This is a genomic window from Streptosporangium minutum (assembly GCF_002149035.1).
Taxonomy (GTDB): Bacteria; Actinomycetota; Actinomycetes; order Streptosporangiales; family Streptosporangiaceae; genus Streptosporangium; species Streptosporangium minutum.
Genome location: NZ_NGFP01000102.1, coordinates 19,441 through 30,587 on the forward strand (window position 1 = coordinate 19,441; position 11,147 = coordinate 30,587).

13 protein-coding genes are annotated in these 11,147 nt (G+C 70.3%); 9 read left to right on the top strand and 4 right to left on the bottom strand.

The genetic code is table 11. The annotated features are described in order from the left end of the window. Positions 1–288: 288 nt before the first annotated feature. From CA984_RS21960 to CA984_RS21970, 3 genes are all read left to right on the top strand, one after another. Positions 289–1,500 carry a cytochrome P450 gene (locus tag CA984_RS21960; RefSeq protein WP_086575322.1) on the top strand — a complete coding sequence of 404 codons (1,212 nt, stop codon included), beginning with the start codon at positions 289–291 and terminating at the stop codon, positions 1,498–1,500. 40 nt (positions 1,501–1,540) lie between these two features. Next, positions 1,541–1,741 carry a ferredoxin gene (locus CA984_RS21965; RefSeq protein ID WP_086575324.1) on the top strand — a complete coding sequence of 67 codons (201 nt, stop codon included), beginning with the start codon at positions 1,541–1,543 and terminating at the stop codon, positions 1,739–1,741. A 200-nt stretch (positions 1,742–1,941) separates the two neighbouring features. Beyond that, positions 1,942–2,700 (top strand): peptidylprolyl isomerase, encoded by a 759-nt coding sequence (locus tag CA984_RS21970; RefSeq protein WP_108724607.1) that lies wholly within the window; start codon positions 1,942–1,944, stop codon positions 2,698–2,700. A gap of 277 nt (positions 2,701–2,977) precedes the next feature. Here the strand turns inward: CA984_RS21970 and CA984_RS44855 are convergent, their stop codons facing one another. Continuing rightward, positions 2,978–3,190 carry a recombinase family protein gene (locus tag CA984_RS44855; RefSeq protein WP_108724608.1) on the bottom strand — a complete coding sequence of 71 codons (213 nt, stop codon included), beginning with the start codon at positions 3,188–3,190 and terminating at the stop codon, positions 2,978–2,980. Between the two features lie 69 nt (positions 3,191–3,259). Next, positions 3,260–3,748 carry a MarR family winged helix-turn-helix transcriptional regulator gene (locus tag CA984_RS21980; protein ID WP_086575327.1) on the bottom strand — a complete coding sequence of 163 codons (489 nt, stop codon included), beginning with the start codon at positions 3,746–3,748 and terminating at the stop codon, positions 3,260–3,262. Positions 3,749–3,858: 110 nt separating this feature from the next. On the opposite strand from CA984_RS21980, the gene CA984_RS21985 reads away from it, so the two are divergent. The 5 genes from CA984_RS21985 (at position 3,859) to CA984_RS46365 (ending at position 8,830) form a co-directional block, all read left to right on the top strand. Beyond that, on the top strand, positions 3,859–4,707 hold the full coding sequence (locus CA984_RS21985; protein ID WP_086575330.1) for an alpha/beta hydrolase: 849 nt from the start codon (positions 3,859–3,861) through the stop codon (positions 4,705–4,707). Further along, positions 4,704–6,077, top strand: coding sequence for an FAD-binding oxidoreductase (locus CA984_RS21990; RefSeq protein ID WP_086575333.1), 1,374 nt, complete (start codon positions 4,704–4,706; stop codon positions 6,075–6,077). Before CA984_RS21985 ends, CA984_RS21990 begins: the two co-directional genes overlap by 4 nt. 376 nt (positions 6,078–6,453) lie before the next feature. Further along, entirely contained in the window at positions 6,454–7,491 is a 1,038-nt protein-coding gene (locus CA984_RS21995) for a zinc-dependent alcohol dehydrogenase family protein (RefSeq protein ID WP_086575335.1), read from the top strand. A gap of 85 nt (positions 7,492–7,576) precedes the next feature. Beyond that, positions 7,577–8,554 (top strand): aldo/keto reductase, encoded by a 978-nt coding sequence (locus CA984_RS22000; RefSeq protein WP_086575357.1) that lies wholly within the window; start codon positions 7,577–7,579, stop codon positions 8,552–8,554. A 126-nt stretch (positions 8,555–8,680) separates the two neighbouring features. Next, on the top strand, positions 8,681–8,830 hold the full coding sequence (locus tag CA984_RS46365; RefSeq protein ID WP_165781358.1) for a hypothetical protein: 150 nt from the start codon (positions 8,681–8,683) through the stop codon (positions 8,828–8,830). Between the two features lie 73 nt (positions 8,831–8,903). On the opposite strand, the gene CA984_RS22005 is transcribed toward CA984_RS46365, so the two are convergent. After that, a complete protein-coding gene (locus CA984_RS22005; protein ID WP_242676093.1) occupies positions 8,904–9,449 on the bottom strand; it encodes a MarR family winged helix-turn-helix transcriptional regulator in 546 nt (181 codons plus the stop codon). 112 nt (positions 9,450–9,561) lie between these two features. Here CA984_RS22005 and gap point away from each other — a divergent pair, with 112 nt between their 5' ends. Next, positions 9,562–10,566 carry a type I glyceraldehyde-3-phosphate dehydrogenase gene (gene gap, locus CA984_RS22010; RefSeq protein WP_086575338.1) on the top strand — a complete coding sequence of 335 codons (1,005 nt, stop codon included), beginning with the start codon at positions 9,562–9,564 and terminating at the stop codon, positions 10,564–10,566. Between the two features lie 205 nt (positions 10,567–10,771). Here the strand turns inward: gap and CA984_RS22015 are convergent. Continuing rightward, positions 10,772–11,147 (bottom strand): substrate-binding domain-containing protein (locus CA984_RS22015; protein ID WP_207620976.1); only part of this gene is annotated, 376 nt, incomplete at its 5' end.

Below are 11,147 nucleotides of genomic sequence, written 5' to 3' on the forward strand. Positions count from 1 at the left end.
CCGCCAAGCTACATATGCAGGATTTCCTACATGTGTAGGGTAACCTCGCTGAGAAGGGATGCTTGAGAGGAGCGAGCCATATGCGGACACGTGTGGGCCGGGCCGCCGCCCTCCACCTGAGCGACGCCCCGTGACCTCGCCCGGGAGCATCCTGATCGTCGGGGCCTCGGCCTCCGGTCTGAACGCGGCGGCGGCCGGGGTGAGCATCGCCGAAGGCGGCCCGGCGCACAGCACCGATCAGCGGCCTGTTCGCAGGTGACCGACCATCCGTATAGAAGGAGATGCCGAATGAGCCTCAACGAGCAGGTTCTGAGCTACCCGATCCCGAACGACACGGCGCTGGAGCCGCCCGCCGAATGGGCGGAACTGCGCGGCACGTGCCCGGTGGCACACGTGAAACTGCCCAGCGGCGACCAGGCGACGCTGCTGACCCGCTACGCGGACGTCAAGCAGGTGCTCGCCGACCCGCGCTTCACCCGTCAGCTCAACGCGCCCGACGCGGCCAGGCTGTCGGCGGAGGGAGGCGGGGTGTTCAACAGCGAGATATCGACGATCATCCCCGACGGGGGCGCGGAGCACCAGCATTGGAGGCGCCTGGTCGGCAAGTGGTTCACCGCCAAGCGCATGGCGGCCCTGCGGCCCTCGATGACGGAGATCGCCGAGCGGCTCATCGACGACATGGTCGAGCGCGGCCAGCCCGGCGACCTCAAGGCCGGCCTGGGTTTCCCCCTGCCGGTGTACGTCATCTGCGACATGCTCGGCGTACCGGCCGCGGACCGGGACCGGTTCTCCTACTGGTCCGACACCCTGCTCAACCTCACCCGCTACACCCAGGCCGAGATCGAGGCCGCCCAGGGCGAGTTCTTCCAGTACATGTCCGACCACCTCGCCGCCAAGCGGGCCGAACCGGGTGAGGACCTGCTGAGTGAGCTGATCGCGGTCGGCGGCCCCGAGGACGGCGGGCTGGCCGACATCCAGATCCTGGTCACCGGCATGGCGTTGCTGGTCGCCGGGCACGAGACCACCGCCAACATGATCGGCAAGATGGTCTCCATGCTGCTGGCCGACCGCAGCCGGTGGGAGGCGCTGCTCGCCGACCCGTCGCTGATCCGCACGGCGGTGGAGGAGACGCTGCGGCTCGACGCCAACTCCGGCTTCGGCCTGCCGCGCTACCTGCCCGAGGAGACCGAGGTCAGCGGCACGGTCCTGCCCCGGGGCACCACCGTGGTGTGCAGCATGGCCGCCGCCAACCGCGACGAGAGCGCCTTCGAGGACGCCGCCGAGATGGACCTGAGCCGCAGCCCGAACCCGCACCTGTCCTTCGGCGCCGGCGCCCACTCCTGCCTGGGCCAGGCACTGGCCCGCACCGAGCTGCAGGTCGTGCTGGAGGTACTGCTGCGCAGGCTTCCGGCCCTGGAGCTGGCCGTACCGGTGGAGGAGCTGGAGCGGGTGGAAGGGCTGGCCGTCGGCGGCCTGCGCACGGTTCCGGTCCGCTGGTGACCCGGCACCGCCACACCCGACCAACAGAGAGGAACTCCGCATGAAAGTCATCGTGGACGAGGTCAAATGCTGCGGCGCCGGCCAGTGTGTGCTGATCGCGCCGGAGGTGTTCGACCAGCGTGAGGACGACGGCATCGTCATCCTGCTCGAACCCGAGCCCGGCGCGGACCAGCACGCACTGGTCCGCGAGGCCGCCGCCGTCTGCCCCGCCGCCGCCATCGAGGTGAGCGAGGGCGCGTGAAGGACTGAAGGCTCCTCACCTGGAGAGATCCGGCGTCGGCGGTCGGGCTGGAGGGGCGAGACCGCCACGGCGTCGCGCTCATCGACCGCTCGGAGGGCATCCGGGCGGTGCGATCGGCGGCACCGCGTTGCGCTCTTGACGGCATCGGTTAGATCGAATAGACCACAGAGAGCCCGTCGATCATCCTCCAGGAGGACACCATGTCTGACAGAGCGTTGTCACGTCTCGCGGCCCGTGCCGCGGTAGCCGCAGCGATGACGGGTTCGCTGGCCGCGTTCGGGGCAGTGCCCGCTTCGGCGGCCACGGATGCGGCCGGAGGCGGGCCGCCGAGGACGACGAAGGGCCCGTGCCACTACACCGAGACTCCGGACGAGCCGGCCGTACGCAAGGTGCCGCTGCCGCCGGACCCGCGTCGTACTCCCACCCGGCGGGTCTCCGCGGTCCTCGAGACCAACCACGGTGACATCGGGCTCACCCTCGACCCGGCCAAGGCGCCGTGCACGGTGCAGAGTTTCGTGCATCTGATCCGGCACAAGTTCTACGACGTCACCTCGTGCCACCGGATGACCGCCTACGACCGGTTGAAGGTGCTGCAGTGCGGCGATCCCGGCTTCACCGGCGAGGGCGGCCCGGGCTACCGGTACAAGGATGAGCTGCCCGTCGATCTGCCGCCGTGGCCGGGCACCCCCACCGGGGAGCGGAAGACGTACGCGCGCGGGGTACTGGCCATGGCCAACGCCGGGCCGGACACCAACGGCAGCCAGTTCTTCCTGGTCTACGGGGACTCCGGGCTGTCGCCCAATTACACGATCTTCGGGACGGTCGACGCCGCGGGGCTCGCCGTCCTGGACCGCATCGCCGCCGGTGGCATCCAGCCCGCTCCGGGAGGCCCGACACCCCCGGTGGACGGCAAGCCGGTCCTCCCGGTTGACATCGACGACGCCCGGGTCGGCCGTTAGCCGGTCACTCGCGACGACCGATCTTCGGGTGATCCACCACAAAGGCGTCGTCAGAGACGACACGTGCGCCGGAGCCGCTTCCGGCTGATGCGAAGGCCCGATCACCAAGGTCCGCAGTGGACGCCCCTTACCGAAGTCGGGGGGCGCCAACGCGCTCGTCACCGGCCGCCGACCAGGCGTCCGAATCAGTGGCCGGTGACGAGCGCGTCCAGGGCGACCTCCTGTCGCGGACCGGGAACGGCCGCGGACGACGGCGTTCATCGGAGGGATTCAAGCGTCATGCGAGCGCGCCGGAGAATCCTCTGAGCAGTCCAAGGGCGATCCGGCCGATTTGCGGTCTTTTCGCGGTAGATGATGAGGGCCGGGATGCTTTGGCGCCGCCGGCGGTGTCGCCGAAGACGTTCCCGGCCGCCACGCCGACGCGCCGCAGGACGTCGATCCGGTGGTCGGGATTCTGATCGGCGGTGGAGACGCGGTAGTAGCCGTACACCGCGGCAGCACGCCGACCCGGCGATCCACCAGTGCCCGGCGCGGTACACCCGGCGCCGTGCCGGTACGCCTACTGCGGCGGGGGCGGGGTCGGAGTGCCGGCCGCTTCGAGGGCGACGATCTGTTCCAGGGTCCGCCGCATCATGGCGACCTGGTCCCTGCCGATAAGCCGTGACCATCGCTGCTCGACGTCCGCGAGGATCCGGGCCGCTGCGGCCTGGGCCATCCTGCCCTGGTCGGTGAGCCGGATGATCTTCGCGCGGCGGTCGGCCTCGTCGGCGATCCGCTCCAGGTAACCGTGGTCCTCCAGGTCGCCGACGAGTTCGCCGAGCGCCTGCTTGGTGAGACCGGAGCGTTCGGCGAGCGTGGTCAGCCGCGAGCCTTCGGGGTCGATGTATCGGAAGACCGAGCCGTGGACGTACCGGATCCCCTCGAACCCCTCGTCGGCCAGTTGCCGGTGCAGTCCCTCGAGCGCGATGTCCCTGGCCCGTGTGAGCAGAGCGTGGAGCGGCGGCTTCGGCTGTTGCTGCCGCTCCTGCGCTCCTGAACGCGTCGTCATCGTCGTGCGGCCCCTCTTTCAGGCGAGTTCGTCAGGCTGCTTGACAGTATCAGCCGAACTGGTAAGGTCCCTTGACTGTCAGGTAACTTGACTAAAACCTGGAGGGCGAGATGACCACCATTGCCGAACGGCGCGAGCAGTTCGCGGCGATGTTCACCCGGCCCCTGCCCGCGGATGTCGACGTGTCGGCGACAACACTCGGCGGGCGGCCGGCACTGCGACTGCGGACCGCTCCGACCGGCACGGCGGGCGAGGACGTGCTGCTGTATCTCCACGGCGGCGGGTTCGTGGTCGGGTCGGCACGGGTCACCGCCCACATCTCCGCCGCACTGCTGCGGCACCTGGACGGCCGGGCGGTCTCGCTCGACTACCGGCTGGCGCCCGAGCATCCGTTCCCCGCCGCGCCTGATGACTGCCTGGCGGCCTACCGCGAGCTGCTGGACTCCGGTGTCGATCCGCAGCGGTTGGTGGTCGCGGGCGACTCGGCCGGTGCCGCTCTGGCTGTCGTCACCATGATGCGCGCCCGAGACGCGGGCCTGCCGATGCCGGCGGCGGCGGTCCTGTTCTCCCCGGCGGTCGATCTGACCCTCAGCGGCGCGAGCATGCGGTCCAAGGACGGGGTGGACCCGTTCTTCGCTCCGGCCGATCTCGAGTGGCTCTTCGATCAGTACCTAGCCGGCGGCGACGGTGCGGCGCCCGGGGCGAGCCCGGTCTTCGCCGATCTCACCGGGCTGCCGCCCCTGCTGATCCAGGTCGGCTCGAGCGAGCTCCTGCTGGACGACGCCGTACGGCTGGCCGGACGTGCCGGGGCCGACGAGGTCGCGGTGACGTTGGAGGTGGTTCCGCGTCAACCGCACGTCTTCCAGCTCGACGACGGATCGGCCGAGGCGGCAGCGGCGCTGGAGCGTGCCGGCCGGTTCCTGGCCACCCGGCTCGGCGGCGAGAAGGAGGAATCATGAACCGGCTGGCCGATCAGGTGACGGGGCCGGTCCTCGCGCCCCGCGACGAGGGGTACGACGAGGAACGCGCAGGTTGGCAGACCGCCCGCCGGCACCGTCCCGACCTGGTGGTGGGCGCCGCCAGACCCGCCGACGTGCAGGCGGCGGTGACGTACGCGAGCGGCCGCGGGCTCCCGGTGGCGGTGCAGGGCACCGGGCATGCCTCGGCCGCCGTCGCCGCCGAGGGCGGAGTGCTGATCACCACCGCGCGGATGAGCGCCGTCCGGGTGGACGCCGATGCCGGCACCGCGTGGGTGGCCGCGGGAACACGCTGGGATCAGGTGATCCACAGGGCGGCACAGGCAGGGCTGGCACCCCTGTCCGGCTCGGCCCCGCGCGTGGGCGCGGTCTCCTACACCCTCGGCGGTGGCCTGGCACTGCTGTCCCGGAGCTTCGGTTACGCCGCCGACCACGTGCGCAGCCTCGACGTCGTCACGGCGGACGGCCGCCTGCGGCACGTCACCCGGGACTGCGAGCCGGACCTGTTCTGGGCTCTGCGCGGCGGCCGGGACAACTTCGGCGTGGTGACCGGAATGGAGATCGATCTGATGCCGGTCACCACGCTGTACGGCGGAGCACTGGTCTTTCCCGTCGAGAAGGCCGCCGATGTGTTCGGCACCTACCTGCGATGGGCCGCCACAGTGCCGGAGGCGATGAACTCCTCGGTCGCGCTGATCTCCCTGCCGGACGTTCCGGCGATCCCGGAGCCGGTGCGCGGCCGTCACACCGTCCATATCCGCATCGCCTGCGCGGCCGGCGATCCCGGAGCCGGCGAGCGCCTGGTGGCGCCGCTGCGGGCCATCGGCCCGATGAGCGACACCCTCGGTGAGCTGGCCTACGCCGACGCCGGGTCGATCTACAACGACCCCGTCGCACCGGGCGCGGTCGAGTCGGGCACGGCCATGCTCGGCGAACTCGACGCCACTGCCGTGCAAGCCGTCCTCGACCTGGCAGGCCCCCATGCGCCGGTGCCGCACATCGTCGAACTGCGCCACCTCGGCGGCAGGCTCGCCCACCCGCCCGCCGTGGACAACGCCGTCGGCAACCGCGACGCGCGATACCTGTTCAACGTGGTGTCCCGGCTGGAACGCGCCGACATCACCCAGATCCGGCTGGCGCACGCGCGCATGTTCGAGGCGATCGCGCCGTGGAGCACCGGCGGCCAGTTCCTCAACTTCATGAACGGCGAGAACGCCGCCACGCAGGTGCGCTCCGCCTACAACGCCACGGACTACCGGCGGCTGACCGGCCTCAAAGCCGTCTACGACCCGGAGAACGTCTTCCGTCTCAACCACAACATCCCGCCCGGCCGAGAGCCGATCCGGGATTGAACTGGTCACAGCGGGCCTCCAGAGGGCCAACCTGTTCACACGGCGGCGGGAATGAGATGAAAACTCCGAGTGATCCCGATCGACGGCAACGACCTTCGGCAGGTCGGTCCGTACCGCATCGTGGACCGGCTGGGCGCGGGAGGTGCCGGGCTCGCCTGGAGCTGAGGAAAGCCTGGATCTCGGCTCGACCGTCCATGCGTCCCAAGGCGGGTAGGCAGGTACTGGCGTTACCTGGAACGGCAGTGACTCCCGCTGGCCGGTAAAAGAACGTTTGCTGGAGTCGGACCCGCGCGCAAGGGGTCGGCCCCCACCCGGTGGCCGGCGTCTGGGTAGGAGTTTTTCGACGCTGGTGTGCACCTTATTCAGCTGGAGCGATATGCGCGCGACATTCATGTACGGGGCCGGTGACGTGCGGGTCGAGCAGGTCCCCGATCCGGTGCTCCAGGAGCCGACCGACGCGCTGGTCCGGGTGGTGCGTTCCTGTGTCTGCGGTTCGGACCTGCACCCGTACCACACCATGCCCGCCACCGCCGAGGGCAGCCCGATGGGCCACGAGTTCGTCGGCGTGGTGGAGGACGTCGGTTCCCAGGTCACGACGTTGCGCCGCGGCGATTTCGTGATCGCCCCGTTCGCCTGGTCGGACGGCACCTGCGAGTTCTGCCGGGAGGGCCTGCAGACCTCCTGCCTGCACGGCGGATTCTGGGCCGTGGACGGGATCGGCGGAGGCCAGGCCGAAGCGGTGCGTGTCCCGCTGGCCGACGGAACCCTCGTCAAAGCCCCTGCGGACGAGGACCAGGCGCTGCTGCCGGGGCTGCTGACCTTGTCGGATGTGTACGGGACGGGGTACCACGCGGCCAAGCGCGCCCACGTCGGCAGGGGTGACACCGTCGTGGTGATCGGCGACGGGGCGGTGGGCCTGCTGGCCGTGCTGTCGGCCAAGCAGCTCGGTGCCGAGCAGATCGTCCTGATGGGCCGGCACAAGGCCCGTACGGCCCTGGGGCGGGAGTTCGGCGCCACGGACGTGGTCGCCGAACGCGGCCAGGAGGGCATCACCAAGGTCCGCGAGCTCACCGGCGGCCACGGCGCCGCCAAGGTCCTGGAGGCGGTCGGGTACCTGCCCGCCTATGAGCAGGCCGTCGGCGTCGTCCGTCCCGGCGGCGTGATCTCCCGGGTCGGGGTGCCGCAGTACGACGAGGCGCCGGTCGGGTTCGCCAGCCTGTTCGGGCCGAACATCACCCTGACCGGCGGCCCCGCCCCCGTACGTGCCTACATCGAGGAACTGATGCCGGGCGTGCTGGAAGGCGCCGTGCAGCCGGGCAAGGTCTTCGACCGCACCATGGATCTTGATGAGATCCCCGGCGCCTACCGCGCGATGGACCGGCGTGAAGCGCTCAAGGTTCTCATCCAGCCCTGACCCCGCCCTGGCGTACGGTCATCGGCGGCGTCGTCAACCCCGAGTCGCGCGCCGCGACGATCGAACTCGTTCCCGAGAGGTGACCATGAAGCACACCACTCTGAGAGACCTGGACGTCTCCCGCATCGGCCTGGGCACGATGGGCATGTCCTTCGGCTACACCGGCGCGGGCACCGACGACGCCGAGTCCGTCCGCACCGTCCACCGCGCGCTGGAACTGGGCGTCACCTTCCTCGACACCGCCGAGATCTACGGGCCGTACGCCAACGAGGAACTCGTCGGACGGGCCCTGAAAGGCCGCCGCGACCAGGTCGTAGTGGCGACCAAGTTCGGCATGGTCTCGCACGCCGGCGGCGGCCCGGGACACCTCGACAGCAGCCCGGCCAACATCCGCACCGCGGTCGAAGGCTCGCTCAAGCGCCTCGGCACCGACCACATCGACCTGTGCTACCAGCACCGCGTCGACCCGAACACTCCGATCGAGGAGACCGTGGGCACGCTGGCCGAGCTGGTGGAGCAGGGCAAGATCGGTCATATCGGCCTGTCCGAGGCCGGCCCGGAGACGATCCGCCGCGCCCACGCCGTGCACCCGGTCACCGCCGTGCAGTCGGAGTACTCGCTGTGGACCCGGGACGTGGAGGAGCGGGTGCTGCCGGTGCTGCGCGAGCTGGGCATCGGTTTTGTGCCCTACTCGCCGCTCGGACACGGCTTCCTCACCGGCCGGATCCGCTCCCCCGAGCAGTTCGACGACACCGACTGGCGCAAGACCAACCCGCGCTTCACCGGCGAGAACTTCCAGCGCAACCTGGCCCTCGCCGACGAGGTGCGGGTCATCGCCGACGAGGCCGGCGCCAGCCCGGCGCAGGTCGCCTTGGCCTGGCTGCTGGCCAAGGGCGAGCACATCGTCCCGATCCCCGGCACCAAGCGGGTCGCCCGAGTGGAGGAGAACATCGCCGCCGACGACATCGAGCTGACCGCCGAGCAGATCGACAAGCTGAACAATCTCCCTCCGGCCGCCGGCGAGCACCACAACGAAGAGCAGATGCAGATGATCGAACGCTGACCCCGCGACTGCCGCGACTGTAAGGACCAACGCCGCGAGGTCAGCGAGCACGGCACGGGCACGACAGCCGCTGAGCTGCGAGCTCGGCCGGCTCGTCAAAGGTCCTGCGCGGGAGGAGGCGGCATCGTGCTGGGTCGCGAACTCGTGGTGATCCTGGGGGCGGCGGTGCCGGCCGGCAACGGCCTGGCCCGGCGCCTGCGCATCGCCCCGCCCGTGCTGCCGCCGCTTCCGCTGACGCCCTCCCGCGGTCAGCGCCGGGCCCCGGCAGGCTGGTGATCTCGCGATCGCCTCCGGGGAGGGCGTGAAGACCGGGTCCGCGTATCCCGGAACGTCGCGGGGATCGGGCTCGTCAGCGCCCAGGGCCGACCTCGTCGGCGACCGGCTGCGTGGGGGCGTCCGACGGCCGGCCTCGCCCCAGTTCCGCGATGCGGGTCAGGGCGGGCAGCGCGCAGGCGATCGCCTGCCGCTGTTCGGCGGTCAGCTGGGCGACGAGCGGGGCCAGGTGGCGTGTGCGGTCGTCATGGCGTGAGCGGCCGATCCGCCGGCCGGCCTCGGTGATGCGGACGAGGACGGCGCGTCCGTCGCTCGGGTCGGGGTGGCGCTCTACCAGTCCGTCGCGCTCCAGCCGGGTGACCAGCTGGGTGATGCCGGGCTGGCTGACCTGCTCGGTCTTGGCCAGGTCGGTCAGCCGCATCGGGCCGCCGCCGCACGCGAGGGTGTCCAGCACCGACAGCGTCGTGAACGACAGCTTCTCCAGCGTCGGGAGCCGGATGTAGAAGCGGTTGAAGTTCTCGACCGCCGTGGTGAAGGCGTCCACGTCCAGGTCGTCGTCCAGGTCGTCGTCCAGGTTGTCGTCCAAGTTGTCGTCAGAGGTGTCGTCAGAGGTGTCGTCCATCTCAAAAATATATCGCACACTTATTTAAGTTGCTTATGATGTTCTCCCGGACGCCCCCTGAGCCGCCGCGTGCGGGGCGCGTCATCCCTCGTCGGCGCAAGGAGAAGGAACCATGACTGTTCGTATCGGCATCAACGGCTTCGGGCGGATCGGTCGCAACGTCTTCCGCGCGGCAGCCGCCCGGGACGCCGACCTGGAGATCGTCGCGCTCAACGACCTCGGCGATGTGACGACCATGGCCCACCTGCTGGCCTACGACTCGATCCTGGGCCGCTTCCCCGGCGAGATCACCGCCGAGCCCGGTGCGATCCGTATCGGGGACAGGACCGTCAAGGTCCTGGCCGAACGCGACCCCGCCGACCTGCCGTGGGGGGATCTGGGAGTGGACGTGGTCATCGAGTCCACCGGAATCTTCACCCATGCCGCCAAAGCCCGCGCGCACGTCGACGGCGGCGCGAAGAAGGTCATCATCGCCGCGCCGGCCAGTGGCGAAGACGTCACGATCGTGCTCGGCGTCAACGAGGACGCCTACGACCCGGAACGCCACACGATCATCTCCAACGCGTCGTGCACCACCAACTGCCTCGGAGTGCTGGCCAAGGTGCTGCACGACGCCGTCGGCATCGACTCCGGCATGATGACCACCGTCCACGCCTACACCCAGGACCAGAACCTCCAGGACGCCCCCCACGGGGACCTGCGCCGCGCCCGCGCCGCGGCCCTCAACATCGTGCCCACCTCCAGCGGAGCCGCCAAGGCCATCGGCCTGGTCCTGCCCGAACTCCAGGGCCGTCTCGACGCCTTCGCCCTGCGGGTACCCGTCCCCACCGGCTCGGTCACCGACCTGACCGTCACCACCAGCCGCCGCACTACCTTGCAAGAGGTCAAGGACGCCTACGCCCAGGCCGCCGCCGGTCCGTACAAGGGCCTGCTGTCCTACACCGAGGCGCCCATCGTCAGCACCGACATCGTCAGCGACCCCGCCTCCTGTGTCTTCGACGCCGAACTCACCCGCGTACTCGGCCCGCAGGTCAAGGTCGTCGGCTGGTACGACAACGAGTGGGGCTATTCCAACCGCCTCATCGACCTGGCCCTGCTCGTCGGCAGCACCCTGTAGACCAGCGGCTCGACACCGGCGGACATGGGCTCCACGCTGAAAGCGGTGGTCCGGCGCACGGGCCGGACCGGACGGCAGGCCGGCGACACCCGCTGAAGCGCCGGTGCCGGTCGGTCATGAAGTCCGCCCTACGTGCCGGTCGCGCACTCCATGCCGGCGTACGGCAGGGCTCACGCGACGGTTCTCCCCGGTGGGGCTCCCATGTTCAGGGGCGGGCTGCGGCGTACAGGACGTCGCGCATGCCGGGCAGCGATTCCCGGTCCTCTCGCCAGACGAGCCGCAGGCTGAGATCCGGGAGCGGGAGGTCGAGCCGGACCAGGGCGCCGGATCGGAGGCTGTCGGCGACCGCGAACCGGGGGAGAAGCGAGATTCCGAGTCCGTGCTCGGCCCATGCGCGCATCACGGGGACGCCTCCGGCTTTGATCCGTTTGGGGCCGGGGCCGAGGATCTTGTTCCCGGCCATCCAGAACGAGCACTCAGGGACGTTGACCAGGAGCCGCTCGTGTTTGAGGTCATCGGGGGTCAGAGCGGCCCGGGCGGCGAGGGGGTGGGCCGGTGCGGACACCAGTACGAGGGGGACC